The organism is Nonomuraea sp. NPDC049309, from assembly GCF_043196965.1.
In the GTDB taxonomy this organism is placed as follows: Bacteria; Actinomycetota; Actinomycetes; order Streptosporangiales; family Streptosporangiaceae; genus Nonomuraea; species Nonomuraea fastidiosa.
Map to the genome: position 1 here is coordinate 181,895 of NZ_JBICSH010000003.1, position 15,842 is coordinate 197,736.

Annotated in this window: 14 protein-coding genes; 8 read left to right on the top strand and 6 right to left on the bottom strand. The window is 69.7% G+C overall.

Annotated elements, in window-relative coordinates:
- Positions 1 to 52 precede the first annotated feature (52 nt).
- From ACGFIM_RS21650 to ACGFIM_RS21665, 4 genes are all read left to right on the top strand, one after another.
- The gene (locus tag ACGFIM_RS21650; RefSeq protein ID WP_393202865.1) at positions 53 to 1,270 is read left to right on the top strand and encodes an NADP-dependent isocitrate dehydrogenase; all 1,218 of its coding nucleotides are present in this window, start codon (positions 53 to 55) and stop codon (positions 1,268 to 1,270) included.
- Between the two features lie 595 nt (positions 1,271 to 1,865).
- Entirely contained in the window at positions 1,866 to 2,894 is a 1,029-nt protein-coding gene (locus ACGFIM_RS21655) for a polysaccharide deacetylase family protein (protein WP_393202867.1), read from the top strand.
- Between the two features lie 241 nt (positions 2,895 to 3,135).
- Positions 3,136 to 5,472, top strand: a complete 2,337-nt coding sequence (locus ACGFIM_RS21660; protein ID WP_393202869.1) for a serine/threonine-protein kinase — start codon at positions 3,136 to 3,138, stop codon at positions 5,470 to 5,472.
- 55 nt (positions 5,473 to 5,527) lie between these two features.
- On the top strand, positions 5,528 to 6,514 hold the full coding sequence (locus ACGFIM_RS21665) for a malate dehydrogenase (RefSeq protein WP_393202871.1): 987 nt from the start codon (positions 5,528 to 5,530) through the stop codon (positions 6,512 to 6,514).
- 86 nt (positions 6,515 to 6,600) lie between these two features.
- Here the strand turns inward: ACGFIM_RS21665 and ACGFIM_RS21670 are convergent, their stop codons facing one another.
- Positions 6,601 to 6,753: a hypothetical protein gene (locus tag ACGFIM_RS21670; protein ID WP_393202873.1), complete on the bottom strand. Its 153-nt coding sequence runs from the start codon at positions 6,751 to 6,753 to the stop codon at positions 6,601 to 6,603.
- 37 nt (positions 6,754 to 6,790) lie between these two features.
- Positions 6,791 to 7,738, bottom strand: a complete 948-nt coding sequence (galE, locus tag ACGFIM_RS21675; protein WP_393202874.1) for a UDP-glucose 4-epimerase GalE — start codon at positions 7,736 to 7,738, stop codon at positions 6,791 to 6,793.
- An 86-nt stretch (positions 7,739 to 7,824) separates the two neighbouring features.
- On the opposite strand from galE, the gene ACGFIM_RS21680 reads away from it, so the two are divergent.
- Complete coding sequence (locus ACGFIM_RS21680; protein WP_393202876.1) at positions 7,825 to 9,138, top strand: hemolysin family protein; 1,314 nt, start codon at positions 7,825 to 7,827, stop codon at positions 9,136 to 9,138.
- A 14-nt stretch (positions 9,139 to 9,152) separates the two neighbouring features.
- On the top strand, positions 9,153 to 10,151 hold the full coding sequence (trpS, locus tag ACGFIM_RS21685; protein WP_393202877.1) for a tryptophan--tRNA ligase: 999 nt from the start codon (positions 9,153 to 9,155) through the stop codon (positions 10,149 to 10,151).
- Between the two features lie 55 nt (positions 10,152 to 10,206).
- Here the strand turns inward: trpS and ACGFIM_RS21690 are convergent, their stop codons facing one another.
- Together ACGFIM_RS21690 and ACGFIM_RS21695 are read right to left on the bottom strand one after the other, a co-directional pair.
- Positions 10,207 to 10,413 carry a hypothetical protein gene (locus ACGFIM_RS21690; protein WP_393202878.1) on the bottom strand — a complete coding sequence of 69 codons (207 nt, stop codon included), beginning with the start codon at positions 10,411 to 10,413 and terminating at the stop codon, positions 10,207 to 10,209.
- A 121-nt stretch (positions 10,414 to 10,534) separates the two neighbouring features.
- Positions 10,535 to 11,725, bottom strand: coding sequence for a helix-turn-helix domain-containing protein (locus tag ACGFIM_RS21695; protein WP_393202879.1), 1,191 nt, complete (start codon positions 11,723 to 11,725; stop codon positions 10,535 to 10,537).
- Positions 11,726 to 11,969: 244 nt separating this feature from the next.
- Between ACGFIM_RS21695 and ACGFIM_RS21700 the strand changes: the two genes are divergently transcribed.
- Positions 11,970 to 12,941: a YihY/virulence factor BrkB family protein gene (locus ACGFIM_RS21700; protein ID WP_393202881.1), complete on the top strand. Its 972-nt coding sequence runs from the start codon at positions 11,970 to 11,972 to the stop codon at positions 12,939 to 12,941.
- Here the strand turns inward: ACGFIM_RS21700 and ACGFIM_RS21705 are convergent.
- Entirely contained in the window at positions 12,930 to 14,066 is a 1,137-nt protein-coding gene (locus tag ACGFIM_RS21705) for a D-alanyl-D-alanine carboxypeptidase family protein (protein WP_393202883.1), read from the bottom strand. The two genes, ACGFIM_RS21700 and ACGFIM_RS21705, sit on opposite strands and share 12 nt — an antisense overlap.
- 83 nt (positions 14,067 to 14,149) lie before the next feature.
- Between ACGFIM_RS21705 and ACGFIM_RS21710 the strand changes: the two genes are divergently transcribed.
- The gene (locus ACGFIM_RS21710; protein WP_393202885.1) at positions 14,150 to 14,377 is read left to right on the top strand and encodes an SCO4848 family membrane protein; all 228 of its coding nucleotides are present in this window, start codon (positions 14,150 to 14,152) and stop codon (positions 14,375 to 14,377) included.
- Here ACGFIM_RS21710 and ACGFIM_RS21715 read toward each other — a convergent pair.
- Positions 14,349 to 15,740 (bottom strand): peptide ligase PGM1-related protein, encoded by a 1,392-nt coding sequence (locus ACGFIM_RS21715; RefSeq protein WP_393202886.1) that lies wholly within the window; start codon positions 15,738 to 15,740, stop codon positions 14,349 to 14,351. The genes ACGFIM_RS21710 and ACGFIM_RS21715 overlap by 29 nt on opposite strands.
- Positions 15,741 to 15,842 lie beyond the last annotated feature (102 nt).

A 15,842-nucleotide genomic window follows, 5' to 3' on the forward strand; every position in this document is an offset into this window, starting at 1 on the left:
CTGACGGTCCGATAGCCTCAACGCATCCATTCATTGAAGGGGAACCATTCGCATGCCCAAGATCAAGGTGGAGGGCCCCGTCGTCGAGCTCGACGGCGACGAGATGACCCGGATCATCTGGAAGTTCATCAAGGACCAGCTGATCCTTCCCTACCTCGACATCGACCTGAAGTACTACGACCTCGGCATCGAGAACCGGGACGCGACCGACGACCAGGTCACCATCGACGCCGCCAACGCCATCAAGAAGTACGGCGTCGGTGTGAAGTGCGCCACCATCACCCCTGACGAGGCGCGGGTCGAGGAATTCGGGCTCAAGAAGATGTGGAAGTCCCCCAACGGGACCATCCGCAACATCCTCGGCGGCGTGATCTTCCGTGAGCCGATCATCATGAGCAACGTGCCCCGGCTCGTGCCCGGCTGGAAGAAGCCCATCGTGGTCGGCCGTCACGCCTTCGGCGACCAGTACCGCGCCACCGACCTGAAGATCCCCGGCGAGGGCACGCTGACGCTGACGTACACGCCGAAGGACGGCTCCGAGCCGATCGAGCTCGACGTCTACGACTTCCCCGGCCCCGGCGTCGCGATGGCGATGTACAACCTGGACGAGTCGATCCGCGACTTCGCCCGCGCCTCCATGCGGTACGGCCTGGCCCGCAACTACCCGGTCTACCTCTCCACGAAGAACACGATCCTCAAGGCGTACGACGGCCGCTTCAAGGACATCTTCGCCGAGGTCTACGAGACCGAGTTCAAGGAGGAGTTCGAGAAGGCCGGTCTGACCTACGAGCACCGCCTCATCGACGACATGGTCGCCGCGGCGCTCAAGTGGGAGGGCGGCTACGTCTGGGCCGCGAAGAACTACGACGGCGACGTCCAGTCCGACACCGTCGCCCAGGGCTTCGGCTCCCTCGGCCTGATGACCTCGGTCCTCATGACCCCCGACGGCAAGACCGTCGAGGCCGAGGCCGCCCACGGCACCGTGACCCGCCACTACCGCCAGCACCAGCAGGGCAAGCCCACCTCCACCAACCCGATCGCCTCGATCTTCGCGTGGACCCGCGGCCTCGCCCACCGCGGCAAGCTCGACAACACCCCCGCGGTGACCGAGTTCGCCGAGAAGCTCGAGCAGGTCTGCATCGAGACCGTCGAGGGCGGCCAGATGACCAAGGACCTCGCGCTCCTCGTCGGCGGCGACACCAAGTGGCTCACCACGCAGGAGTTCCTCGCCGCTCTGGACGAGAACCTCAAGAAGAAGATGTCCGCCTGAACGGACCTTCGCTCTCCGCGACGGCCTCTGCCCTCCGGCAGGGGCCGTTTCGCTGTTCGCGCCCGCTTTCCCGCGCCCGCTCTTTCCCGCGCCCGCTTTCCCGCGCCGCTTCTCGGGGTGCGCCTTCCCCCGGGCCCGCCTTTCCACGGCCGCTTTGCCGGTGTCCGCCCTTTCCACGGCCGCCTTGCCGGTTCCGCGTCCACCTGCTCTGTGTCCGCGGCGCCGCGTCCTCCTGCTGTTCGTCTGCGGCGCTTGTGTGCTCCTGCTCTGCGCTAGAGGCGCTGTGCCCTCCTGCTCTGCGCTCACGGCGCTGTGTCCGTCCGGGGCTCGGGGCGAGCGACGGCAAGCCCACCGCCCCCCTTTCCCCGAAGGACGGCACCGAAGTACGGCGGGACCTCTGAAGAGGAGCCCGCGAACGGGCCCCGAGGACCCCGCCGTGCTGTCCGCGGTCGTTCGCCATTGAGCTTCCCGGGCGTGTCTTGGCGGCCTTGATCGCGGCGTTTTCCCAGGTCTTGACCGGTGTAGCGGCGTGGCGTAGTTGATCACGTGGGTAAGAGCCAGCTCAGAACAGTCGTACGCGTTTCGGGGGGTTAGGATGCGACTGCGAATTCTGAGTGGGCTGGGGGCGCTCATCGCCGCCGCCATCCTGACGGGCTGCGACTCACAGCCCGAGACCGCCAAGCTGGCCAACAACAAGGTGGACGCCGTCGCCAAGGCCAAGGCGGAGAGGGCGGCCAAGATCAAGCGCGCCGCCGCGGTCAAGGCCAACGAGCTCGGGCAGATCCCGGTGCTGATGTTCCACCGTATCGTGCCCAAGCCGCAGACCACCGACGACCGGACGCCCGCGCAGTTCAGGGCCGACCTGGAACGGCTGGTGAAAGAGGACTACGTGCCCATCTCGGCGGCCGAGCTCGTCACCGGCAAGATCGACATTCCGGCGGGCAAGCACCCCGTGGTGCTCACGTTCGACGACTCCTCCCCCTCCCAGCTCACGCTGAACGCGCTCGGCGTGCCCCAGAAGGACACCGCGGTCGCGATCCTCAAGGAGGTCGCCGCCAAGCACCCGGGCTGGAAGCCGAAGGCCACCTTCTACGTGACGCGCGACATGTTCGGCAGGACCGTTCGCGAGGAGCAGGCGCAGGCGCTGCTCTGGCTCAAGGAGAACGGATTCGACATCGGCAACCACACCCGCGACCACCTCAACCTGCGCGGCCGCTCGCAGAAGGAGGTCGAGGAGCAGATCGGCACCATCGGCAAGCAGATCGAGGAGCTGTCGTACATCAAGCCGGTCACCATCGCCCTGCCGTACGGCAACCAGCCGAACAAGAAGCAGTGGGCGCTGCGCGGCAAGACGTACAAGCACGCCGGCGCGTTCCTGGCGGGCTACACACCGTCGCAGTCGCCGTTCAGCAAGGCGTTCGACCCGGCCGGCATCCCGAGGATCAAGGTCATGGAGAAGAAGGGCGACTGCGCGCAGTTCTGCTCCGAGGCCTGGCTCGACTGGCTGAAGAAGAACCCGGACATGCGCTACACCTCCGACGGCGACGTGAGCACGGTGGCGTATCCGAAGTTCAAGGCGCCCTCGCTGCGCAAGGCGTTCGCCACCTGGAGCCTGCCCTACTGATCCATGCTCATCAGATCGAAGCCGAGTGATCAGGTACTGACCTTCCGCCGTCCGCCGCGGCCCCCTTCACGGGACCGCGGCGGACGGCTTTTCCCGGCCGCACGGTTCCGGCTCCTGGCGGTGCCCGCCGGGGCGGGAAAGAGGCGAAGCCGTGACGTGCCTAAGCCTCAACCGATCCCTGAGATGTTGCTGAGCGTCGTAAAGTTTGCGTCGATGGGTTCAGTACACGTGGGGATGACGCATGCCGCAGATCTCGCCGCTGGTCGCCGGCGATCCCACCGAGCTGGGGTCCTTCCGGCTGTCAGGACGGATCGGTGAGGGCGGGCAGGGCATCGTCTACCTGGGGGTCAACGGCCAGGGTGAGCGAGCCGCGATCAAGCTGCTGCACGTCAAGTTCAGCGGCGACCAGATCGCGCGTTCGCGCTTCGCGCGGGAGCTGAAGGCGGCGCAGCGGGTCGCGTCGTTCTGCACGGCCCGGGTGATCGAGGCCGACCTCGACGGCGACACGCCGTACATCGCGAGCGAATACATCGACGGCCGGCCGCTGCGCGAGATCGTCGAGACCGACGGGCCGCTCACCGGCACCGTGCTCGACCGCCTGGCCATCGGCACCGCGACCGCGCTGACCGCCATCCACCACGCCTCGATCATCCACCGCGACTTCAAGCCCGATAACGTGCTGATCGCCGCGGACGGGCCGCGCGTGGTCGACTTCGGCATCGCCCGCATCATCGACTCCACCGGCACGATCACCAGCCGCGCCATCGGCACGCCCGCCTACATGGCGCCCGAGCAGATCGCCGGCGACGACATCGGGCCGTACACCGACGTGTTCTCGTGGGGCGCGACCATCGCGTTCGCCGCCACGGGGAAGGTGGCTTTCGAGGGCAAGTCGATCGCGGTCGTGCTGAACCGCATACTCAACCACGAAGTCGACGTCACCATGATGGACGAGCCGCTGCGCAGCGTGGTGCGCTCGGCGCTGGCGAAGAACCCCGCCGACCGGCCGTCCGCCGACCAGATCCTGCTGCGGCTGCTCGGTCAGTCCTCCTCGGCCAAGGGCGCGTCGACGGCGGTGCTGACCAAGGGCGCCGAGATGGCCAACGACGACACCACGCCGTTCCTGCGGGTGTCGGCCAAGTCGATCACCGACCGCCCGGGCGCGACCGGGGCCAGGGCCACGGGGACGAGCGGGACCGCCGGGGCCACGGGGGCTGCGAGGGCTGCGGGGGCTGCGGGGGCGCCGTCTACCTCCGGCTCCTCCGCCGTGCCGGGCACGCGCACCGGCTCCCAGACCGCGCAGGGCGGCCGCAGCGGCGCGCAGCCGGTGTCCGGCACCCGTTCCGGCACGTCAGCGCCTCAGACAGGCGCCCGAGCCCCGCGGAGCGGCACGTCGGCGGCTCAGCCCGGCGCGGCGGCGGCTCCGGCGGGCGCCCAGACCCCGCAGAGCGGCGCGCCGGCGCCGCAGACCGGTGCCCAGGCGCCCCAGACCGGCGTCTCCCATGGCGGCACGCCGGTGCCTCACGGTGGCGCGTCCGGCCCCCACGCCGTACCTTCCGCGGGGCTTCCCACCGCCCCCACCGCGGCCTCCGGGATCCAGCACCCGCCGACCGGCCCCGGGCACACCGGCGGCGTCGCGCCGCCGGACGGGGGAGCGGTGCCGTACGGGGTGACCGGGCCCGCCGCGCCCGCCCGGCGTGGGCGGGCCCGGCTGTGGATCGCGGTGGCCGCGGTGCTCGTGCTGCTCGCCGCCGCGGCGCTCGCCCTGTTAGCGAACGGCTGGAACCCGCTGGCCTTCGGCGACCAGACCGGCCCGACGCCGCCGCGCAAGGGGCCGTCGGGGAAGACCCGGTACTCCTCGGTCGTGGACAAGGTGGCCGAGACCGGGAAGATCGTGATCGGCGTCAAGGGCGACCTTCCCGGCATCGGCCTGCAGAACGGCGACTCCTTCCAGGGCTTCGACGTCGACGTCGCCAAGCGCATCGCGGCGGAGCTGGGCGCCAGGCAGACGACGTTCGTCAGGGTCGGCCGGTTCGACCGCGCGTCCGCGCTGGCCGAGGGGCGGGTCGATCTCGTCGTGGCCACGTACTCGATCGACGACAGCGACACGCAGTTCGCCGGGCCGTACTACCTTGCGCACCAGGACGTCCTGGTGCGCAAGGGCGACATCAACGACATCGGCGACCTGAAGGGCAAGGCCATCTGCGCGCCCAACTCCCCGTCGGTCGGCGCCGTCCAGGACCGCGTGCCGGTCAAGCCGGTGGCCGCCAGCGACTACGCCGCCTGCATGGACATGCTGCGCACCGGCCGGGTGGACGCGGTGCCCGGCGAGGACCTCATCCTGGCCGGGTTCGCGGCCCGCGAGAACATCCGCTACAAGATCCTCGGGCTCAAGCTCAGCAACGAGCGCTACGCGGTCGGCATCAAGAAGGGCGACGTCAAGACCTGCAAGGCCGTGTCCGGCATCATCGCCGACATGTACGCCAAGGGCGTCATCAAGCAGCTCCTGACCAGCTATTTCAGCAAGGTCGACTTCGACGAGGAGCTGAAGGTGCCCGCGATGGAAACCTGCAAATGACGAGCGGGTAACATCCCGAACGTCAATGAACCACGCAGCGAGTTAGGGGAAGGCCATGGCGTCGTCAGCCACTGAGCCCGTCAAGGTGACCGTCACCGGAGCCGCCGGCCAGATCGGCTACGCATTGCTGTTTCGCATCGCGTCCGGGCAGATGCTCGGTGCCGACACGCCGGTGAAGCTGAGCCTGCTGGAGATCCCGGCGGCGGTGAAGGCCGCCGAGGGCACCGCGATGGAGCTGGACGACTGCGCGTTCCCGTTGCTGTCCGGCATCGAGATCACCGATGACCCCAATGTCGCCTTCGACGGTGCCAACATCGCGCTGCTGGTCGGCGCCATGCCGCGCAAGGCCGGCATGGAGCGCGGCGACCTGCTGGGCGCCAACGGCGGCATCTTCGGCCCGCAGGGCAAGGCGATCAACGACCACGCCGCCGACGACATCAAGGTCCTGGTGGTGGGCAACCCGGCCAACACCAACGCGCTCATCGCCCAGCAGCACGCCCCCGACGTGCCGGCCGAGCGGTTCACCGCGATGACCCGCCTTGACCACAACCGCGCGATCTCGCAGCTCGCGGCCAAGCTCCAGGTGCCGGTCACCGAGATCAAGCACATGACGATCTGGGGCAACCACTCCGCGACGCAGTACCCCGACCTGTTCCACGCCGAGGTCGGCGGCAAGACCGCGGCCGAGCTGGTCGAGGAGGAGTGGCTGCGCGACACGTTCATCCCGACCGTGGCCAAGCGCGGCGCGGCCATCATCGAGGCGCGCGGCGCGTCCTCGGCCGCCTCCGCCGCCAACGCCGCGATCGACCACGTCCACGACTGGGTCCACGGCACCGAGTGGACCTCGGCCGCCGTGGTCTCCGACGGTTCCTACGGCGTGCCCGAGGGCCTCATCTCGTCCTTCCCGGTGCGCGCGGTGGACGGCCGTTACGAGATCATCCAGGGTCTGGAGATCGACCCGTTCTCCCGCGAGCGCATCGACGCCAGCGTGCGCGAGCTGGAGGAGGAGCGCCGGGCGGTCAAGGAGCTCGGCCTCATCTGAGCACCGTCAGGTCGAGCCGCGGTGCGCGCGCCTTCCGCCTCGGCGGGGGCGCGCGCTCGCGTTCGTGGGCCTGGTGTCCCGGCCGGTCACGTGGGGCGCGTCTCGACGCAGGGCGCGCTGTCGGCGGCCGGTACGGAGTCCGGCGTGGCGATGACCACGCCGGCGGCGGTCAGGAGGCCGCCCACCACGACGAGGGCGACGTAAAGCGCCTTCGTGACCCTTGGTGAAAAGCTCCTCACATTTCGGTATCACAGCACAGATCGCCCCCTCGGAGGGCTAATTCCGAGAAAGCGCTCCCCAGGCGTCGGCGACGATGTCGCGCAGCGAAGCCCGCTCGGCCTTCCACCCCAGCTCGCGCTGGATCTTCGCGGACGACGCCACCAGCACGGCCGGGTCGCCGGGCCGCCGCTCGCCCACGACCGCCGGGATCTCGTGACCGGTGACCTCGCGGCAGACGTCGATGACCTCCTGCACGGAGAAGCCGGTGCCGTTGCCCAGGTTGTAGATCTCGTGCCGGCCGGGCGTGACCGCCTCAAGCGCGAGCAGGTGGGCCCTGGCCAGGTCGGCGACGTGGATGTAGTCGCGGATGCAGGTGCCGTCGGGCGTCGGGTAGTCGGTGCCGAACACGCTCACCGACTCCCGCTCGCCGGTCGCGACCTTGAGCACGTTGGGAATGAGGTGGGTCTCGACCGCGTGCCGCTCGCGGTAGCGGCCGTAGGCGCCGGCCACGTTGAAGTAGCGCAGGCTCACCGCGCCCAGGCCGCGCTGCTTCGCGTACGCGGTGAGCGCGCTGTCCACGGCCAGCTTCGTCGCGCCGTACGGGTTGGTGGGCCGCGTGGGATCGGTCTCCTCGATGGGCGTGCGCTCGGGCTCGCCGTACGTGGCCGCCGTGGAGGAGAACACGATCCGGTTCACGTCGTGCTCCCGCATGGCGTCGAGCAGCGCCAGCGTGCCGCCCAGGTTGTTGGCCCAGTAGCGCTCGGGCTGCTGCACCGACTCGCCGACCAGCGACTTGGCGGCGAAGTGCAGCACCGCGTCGACGCCGTCGAGCGCCTGCCCGGCCTCGGCGATGTCGGCGCGGACGAACCCGGCGCCCTCCGGCACCGCGTCCTCGTGCCCGGTGGACAGGTCGTCGAGCACGGTCACCTCATGCCCGGCCTCGATGAGCTGGGCCGCGACGACGCTGCCGATGTATCCGGCCCCTCCGGTGACCAGTAGCCGCATGTGTACCCCTGTGGAAATATGTTTGATTTTGTAAGGCTCGCGCTTCAGCATACGCCGGAAACACGGCGAGTACGCTGCCAACCACCATGTTCGACACCGTCGCGGCCAACATCGCCCTGGTCCTGCTCTTCATCCTGATCGGGGGCTTCTTCGCCGCCGCCGAGATAGCCATGGTGTCCCTGCGCGACAGCCAGGTCCGCAGGCTCTCCCAGCAGGGCAAGCGCGGCGAGCGCGTGGCCAAGCTGGCGCAGGACCCCAACAGGTTCCTGTCGGCCGTGCAGATCGGGGTGACCGTGGCCACCATGCTGTCGGCCGCGTTCGGCGCCGACCGGCTCGCCGCGCAGTTCGCGCCCGTCCTGGTGGGCTGGGGGGTGCCGGAGGCCGTGGCGGAGGTGCTCGCGCTGGTGCTGGTGACGCTGGCGATCTCGTACGTCTCCCTGGTCCTCGGCGAGCTGGCGCCCAAGCGGCTCGCGCTGCAGCGCACCGAGGGGCTGTCGCTCTTCGTCGCCCCCTTCCTCGACCGCATCGCCTCGCTGTCGCGCCCGGTCATCTGGATGCTGTCGAAGTCCACCGACCTCGTGGTCCGGCTGCTCGGCGGCAACCCGGCGGCCGACAGGGAGGAGGTCACCACCGAGGAGCTGCGCGACATGGTGGTGGGGCACACCGACCTCACCGCCGACGAGCGCAAGCTCATCGTCGAGGTCTTCGCCGCCGGCAAACGGCAGCTCAGGGAGGTGATGCTGCCGCGCACCGAGGTGGAGTTCATGGACGCCGAAACGCCGTTCAACGAGGCCGCCCGCCTGGCCGCGACGCTGCCGCACTCCCGGTTCCCCGTCTACCGCGAGTCGTACGACGAGGTGGTGGGCTTCGTCCACGTACGCGACCTGCTGGACCCCGAGCTGATCGGGCGCACCGAGCCGATCAGCGCCGTGGTGCCGATCAGGCCGGCCAAGTTCGTGCCCGCCTCCAAGCGCCTGCTCACCACGCTCAACGAGATGCGCGACGAGGGCCAGCACCTCGCGATCGTGGTGGACGAGTACGGCGGCACGGCCGGCATCGTCACCATGGAGGACCTGGTCGAGGAGCTGATCGGCGACATCAGGGACGAGTACGACCTCGAGGAGGAGGTCGTCGTCCTGCCCGCCGGCGAGATCGAGATCGACGGCCTGACGAACCTCAACGACTTCGCCACCGAGACCGGCATCCGCCTGCCCGACGGCCCGTACGAGACGCTGGCCGGCTTCGTCATGGCGATGCTCGGCCACATGCCGGAGGTGGGGGAGCGGGTGGAGTTCTCCGGCTTCGAACTGATCGTGACCGAGCTCGACGGACGCAGGATCGCCCGCGTCCGAGTGAAACGCCGACCGCCCGTCGAGTCGGCACCCGAGCAGGATTCCTGACACAATTGCCTGCTATGGCCAGACCTCGTGTACTCTCCGGCATCCAGCCCACAGCGGACTCCTTCCACCTGGGCAACTACCTGGGTGCTCTCCGTCAGTGGGTCACGTTGCAGGAGACCCACGACGCGTTCTACTGCGTGGTCGATCTCCACGCGATCACCGTGCCGACCGAGCCCGCCGCGCTGCGCCGCCGCACCCGCGTGGCCGCCGCCCAGCTCTTCGCCGCCGGCCTCGACCCCGAGCGGTCCACGGTCTTCGTGCAGTCGCACGTACGCGAGCACACCGAGCTGGCGTGGATCCTGATCTGCCTCACCGGCATGGGCGAGGCCGGCAGGATGACGCAGTTCAAGGACAAGGCGGCCAAGTTCGGCGAGAGCGCGGCCAGCGTGGGTCTTTTCACCTACCCGATCCTGCAGGCCGCCGACATCCTGCTCTACCAGGCCGACCGGGTGCCGGTCGGCGCCGACCAGAAGCAGCACCTCGAGCTGACCCGCGACCTCGCGCAGCGCTTCAACCACCGCTTCGGCGAGACGTTCACGCTGCCCGAGCCGCACATCCTCAAGGAGGTCGAGAAGATCACCGACCTTCAGGACCCGACCTCGAAGATGTCGAAGTCGTCCTCCAGCCCCGCGGGCATCCTCGACGTGCTGGAGCAGCCGGGGCCGCTGCGCAAGAAGGTCATGCGGGCGGTCACCGACACCGGCTCCGAGGTGCTGTTCGACGAGGAGAACAAGCCGGGCATCTCCAACCTGCTGCGCATCCAGTCCGCGCTGACCGGCACGCCCATCCCCGAGCTGGTGGCCCGCTACGAGGGCCAGGGCTACGGCACGTTCAAGAAGGACGTCGCCGAGGCGGTGGTCGAGACGTTCACGCCGATCAGGGAGCGCACGGAGAAGCTGCTCGCCGACGAGAAGGAGCTCGACCGGCTGCTCGCGATCGGCGCCGAGCGCGCGTCGGCGGTGGCCAGGCAGACGATGGAGCAGGTGCGCGACCGCGTCGGCTTCCTGGTCTGACGCTCCGCTCCGCGGTTTCGAGGACCCGGCCTCGCGTGCGCGGCCGGGCCCTGGATCAAACGTGCTCGCCGTCGTGGCGGACGGCCCGGTGCAGGCGCAGGATGGCGCGCAGGGCGGCCAGGCTGGGCCTGCGCAGGCGGGTCTGGTCGCGGGTGGCGATCCAGCCCGAGCGGTCGCGTTCGAACGACCATCCAGGAAACTCCCGCGTGGCCTCCTGGAGCAGGTGTTCCATGACGAAATCGGCACTCGGCGCTCTGGTCATGGGACGCAGCGTGGCATCTCGGCGGCTGACGGTGACGAACTCGGGGTAAAGATCTCCCCGTTCGCAGGGACCGAACTGAGAGTTCGGTCCGGCCGGTCGATCCGGCGGGGTTCGCGGGGGTTCAGACGGTGATGTCGTGCCGTTCGGCCAGGTGGCGCACCTCGGGAGCCCACGACGGGCGGGCCCGGCGTGCCAGCGACCTGACCATCTCCCGCAGCAGCAGCTTGTGATCGAGCTCCTCGGGGCTCTCCCGCTCGATGCGCAGCAGGTGGAGCAGGCTGGCCGCGTCGTCGCCGAGGTCCTCGCAGGCCCGCGCGACCTGGGCGAGGTGGCTGGTGCGCCGCTCGATGGACGGTGTGCGGCGCAGGTCGATGTCGTCGGCGATGCGCAGCACGTTCTCGGGGCGGCCGACGTCGTTCTCGATGCTCGCCATGTGGATGGCGACGTTCGTGGGGCCGAAGAAGGCGAGGTCGTAGCAGCCGGAGGCGTCGTCCACGCGCTCGGCCAGCCGCGAGGCGGTGCCGCGCAGGCGCTCCTTGGCCGCCTCGTCGTCGCCTCTGCGGGCCTCGCCGACGGCGGCGAGCAGGTGGAGCGCGCCCAGCGCCTTGAGGTGCCGCTCATCGCCGTCGGGGACGTGCGGTTCGAGGAGCTCGAGCCCGCGCCTGGCCACGTCGTAGGCGATCTGGTGCATGTCGTCCGACAGCATCGACTGGCCGAGGCTCCAGTACGCCCACGCGGTCATCAGCGGGTCCTCCGACTCCTCGGCGAAGCGCATGGCCCGGTCGGCGGCGAGATGCGCGAGGTCCACCCTGCGCAGGTGCTTGAGCACGCCCCTGGCCAGCAGGTACGCGTCCGTCGCCGCCGCGCAGGCCCGCGGCGTGCGCTCCAGGGCCACGCTCTCGGCGTCGGTGACGAGCGCGGGCAGCGCGGACATGAGGATCGAGTAGCGGCGGGTGGAGGTGAACCAGGCGTTGCGCGCGGCGGCCACCCGTTCCGCGAGCTGCTCGGCGTCGGGCGGCTCGATGTCGGGCCGCTGCGAGCGGCTGGTGAACAGGGCCCGCTCGATGTCGCCGATCTGCGGCCTGCTGGGCTCGTGCGAGTCGCGCGGCGCCTCGCCGAGCAGCACCGCCGTACGGACGCCGAGCACCTTGGCGATCTCCCTGAGCAGGGGGAGCGACGGGGTGCGCTTGCCGTGCTCGATCAGCTCGATGTGCCTGGGGGTGCAGCCGGACTGCGTCGCCAGCGCCGTGGTGCTCATTCCCCTTCGCTCGCGCTGGAGCCTGACCATGTGCCCGGTGCTGATTTCGGCCATGGGCGTGACGCCTCCTGGGTCGGTCGGAACACAGCACAGGCTAGGCCGCGCGAAGTCCGCCCGTCCTGGTTTCCGCCCTGCTCAGGGCACATATGACGGCCTGCGGAACGCGTGAAACGCTCACGTTTTCGGTCCCGTAAGCGGTCGCCTGGGCGTGCCGCGAGACGTCCTGGGCAGTGCCTTTCCCACGAGGGGCGGCGATGGTCGGATGATCCCCGCCCCGTGCCCGGGGTAAGAGGGTGTGATGGCGAGTCTGGCGGAGCGCGTGGCGGCGGCGAAGGCATGGGGACGCGGCAGGCTGGCCGACTGGCGGGTGCGCAGGCCCGCGCTCGACCACCTCATCAGGGCCGTGCAGCGCTACCGGCTCCAGTCGGGCGACCGGCTCGCGGGGGCGGTGACGTACTTCGCGTTCCTGTCGTTCTTCCCGCTGGTGGCGCTCTCGTACGCGGTGCTCGGCTATGTGGTGGCGGCCAGCGAGACCACCAAGGCGGCCCTGACCAAGGCCATCGAGGAGCGCCTTCCCGGCATCTCGCAGCAGCTCGACCTGACCTCCATCGCCACCGCCAGGGAGACCGCCGGCATCATCGGCCTGCTCGGCCTGCTCTACGCCGGGCTCGGCGCGCTCGACGCGCTGCGCGGCGCGCTCCGCGAGATGTACATGACCAGCGCGCCGCCGCTGAACTTCTTCCTCGGCAAGCTGCGCGACCTGGTCTCGCTGCTGCTGATCGGGGTGACGGCGATCTCGTCCGTGCTGGTCGCCGGGTTCGCCACCACGGCCACGACCAACGTCATGAGCTTCCTGTTCGGCTCCGAGTCGGAGCTCGCCGCCTTCGGCCTCCGCACGGCCGCGGTGGGGGCCGGCGTGGGCGCCGACTGGCTGCTGTTCGTGATCCTGCTGGGCTGGGTGGCGCGTGTGGACCAGCCGTTCCGCGTGATCGCCAAGGGGGCGCTGCTCGGCGCGATCGGGTTCGGCGTGCTCAAGCAGGCCGCGACGCTGCTGCTGGCCAACACGCTCGGCAACTCCGCCCTGTACGGCGTCTTCGCCGTCATCGTGGGCCTGCTGGTCTGGATCAACTTCTCGGCCAGGCTCGTGCTGTTCGCGGCCGCGTGGACGGCCACGGCGGGCTTCGCCCCGCCGCCCGCTCCTTCTCCGATCCCGGCCGCCGGGCAGGCGGCCGCGGGGGAGCCGGAGCGGGAGCGCGCGTCAGAGACCTGAACGCGAGCGCTTGCGGCGGATGCCGAAGCCCAGCCAGAGCAGCCCGAACAGCAGCCCGCCGCCGATCACGATCGACCCGACCATCCTCGTGGAGTCGGTCTGCTTGGAGGCGGCGGTGTCGAGCAGCGGCGGCTGTGCGGCCGGCGTGACGGACGCGGCGCCCGAGGCCGCCGCCGACGGCGAGGCCTTGACGGCCTGCGGCCCGGCGGGGGCGTTGGCGGGCAGCGGGTCCACCAGCTTGCCGACCGGGGTGGCCTTACCGCGTACGGAGAAGCCCCAGTCCAGCAGCTTGGCCACCTCGTCCCAGAAGAAGCCCTCGTGCCGCATGATGCTCACCACGATCGTGTGGCCGCCGCGGGTGGCCGCGCCGACGAAGCTCGCCCGCGCCTTCGACGTCCAGCCGTTCTTCACGCCGATCATGCCGTCGTAGCGCCACAGCAGCTTGTTGTGGTTGCTGATCTCGTAGTAGCCCTTGGGCGCCGGGAACTTGGCGGTCTTGGTGCTGATGTAGCGGCGGAAGTCGGGGTTGGCCAGGCCCGCGCGGGCGATCAGCGCGAGGTCGTAGGCGGAGCTGCTCTGCCCCTTCTCGTCCAGCCCGCTGGGCGTCTTGGCCACCGTGTCGTACGCCTGCAGGCGCTTGGCCTCGGCGTTCATGTCGGCCATGGTCTTCGCCACGCCGCCGTTGGTCTCCGCGAGCGCCATGGCGGCGTCGTTGCCCGAGGCCATCATCAGCGCCCTGAACAGGTCCTCGACCTTGTACGTCGCCTTCGGCGACAGGCCGACCGCGCTGCCCTCCTGGTTGCAGGCGTTCCTGCTGGGCCGGACCTTGCGGTTCTTGTCCAGCTTGGGGATCAGCGTGAGCGCGGTCAGCGTCTTGAGCGTGCTGGCCGGCAGGTAGCGCCCGTGGGCGTCCTTGGCCGCGAGCACGTCGCCCGTGTCGGCGTCCGCGATGACGTACGAAGTAGCCTTGCTTTTGGGCGGCTTCTTGACGCCTGCGGGGGCGACCAGGCCGCGGCTGCCCAGCGCCTCGCCGCCGATCGGCGTCGTCGGTTCGGCGTGCGCGGTCCCGCCGGTGAGCGCGACCGAGGCGATGAGTGCCGTGACCGGCACGAGTTTCGTCCACATGGCGGTCTCAGCGTAGCTTCGTGTTGGTGCACATGTGGCGACACATCCCCCGAAGATCCACGTTCGATGCTAGAGAGGCACATGTGTCACGAAAGATCGCCGGATTCCTCATCATTCTCGGCGCATTCATGATCTTCGAGTGGGTGAACCTCGGGTTTAACTTGGCCGATGGCCACCCCACCGCCTTCTACGTGGTGCACGGGGTGCTGATCGTGGTGAACGTCGTGCTCGGCGTGATCCTGGGGGTCATCGGCTGGCGCGCCTGGCGCGGCTCGGGAGAGGTCAGAGGCCGCACAGGAGACGGCGGGTGAGCGCGTGCAGCTCGTCGGCCTCCTCACGGGAGTCGCCGATCGACGTGAAGCCCATCTTGCCGTGCTCGGGCAGCGCCCCGAGCAGATGGAAGACGTTCCCGGTACGGCGCTGGGCGTCGAAGCCGATGCCCAGCCGTTCGGCGGTCCGCATCACCTCACCGGGCGTGCGGCCGCGCAGGCAGGCCGATGAGCAGTTGTCGGTCGCGGTGTAGTACTTGGGCTGGTCGCCGGCCATGAGGCGGCCGGTGCCCGGGTCGTACGTGGCGCCGGTCGTCAGCACGGCGGCCCCGTACGGGTGCGTGGTGCCGCCGATGCGCAGGTTGATCTCGCACAGCAGCGCCGCGTACCCGGCGTCGCCCTTGAGCGCGAAGAAGTCCATGCCGAACAGCCCCACCACGCCGCGCTCGGCGAGCACCTGCGCGATGCGGGAGGCCGACGCGCCCACCTCCGCCCGGTACTCGGGCGCCGCGGGGAACGTGCAGCCCTGGTAGACGTGCCCGTTGGGGCCGCCGAGCACCTGGTCGTGGGTGGCCAGCACCCGGGCCTGGCCGCCGGGCGTGATGCCGGCCAGCGCGCTGGGGTAGTACATCGGCCGGTGCTCGATGAACTCCTCCACCACCGCGCCCCGCTCCCGGATCTTCGCGGTGAAGCTCTCCCAGTTCTCGCCGTCGGCCGAGAAGCTGATCATCGACCGGTCGGAGCGCTGGACGATGGCGTTGCCCAGCCCCGAGTAGCCGTCGTTGAGCTTGACGATCACCCGCTCGCCCGGCAGGGCCTCGATCGCCTCCTCGATCTGCGAGACCGTCCGCACGTCGCCGAAGCCGCGGGCCATCGGCACCCCCGCCTCGTGGCCCACCTCCCTGGCGCCGCTCTTGGAGCCGTAATAGGACAGCGACGTGGCGGGTCCGTAAAGGGGCACGCCGAGCAGCGAGGCGAGCTCCTCCTCCAGCTCGCTCAGCACGAACGGCACCAGCCAAGCGTCCCCGTCGATCGCCGCGCGCAGCTGCTCGATCACGTCGGGGCGGTCGAGCACACCCCTGGTCAACGGCTGGGACCAGGGATCGTCGAGGGTGATCAGCGTCAGACGCTTGGCCGCGTCGTCCGGGTCGGGCAGGAAGCCGAAGTAGTAGTCGATGATGTCGGGATCGACGGGTGCGGAGGACAGATAGACCACTTTGACCCCGGGCTCCCGGAGCGTCAGCAGCAGGAACAGCAGGCGCTCCTCGTAGGACCTGGCCGCCTTGATCCGGCGGAGCTCGTCCTGCGGAAGGGAGAGCGAGGGTACGACCACCAGGGTCCCCTCGCCCGGCTCGAAGATGCTCAACCCGGCATACTTCTCCCCGAACGGGATTTTAGTGATCATATTGCGAGTGAAACACGCAATCCTCCCAAAAACATCAACCGTCGAAGACTGATGACCATGACGGAAGGTGACAGGATTCGGAATCGCTGACCACGTTTGAAC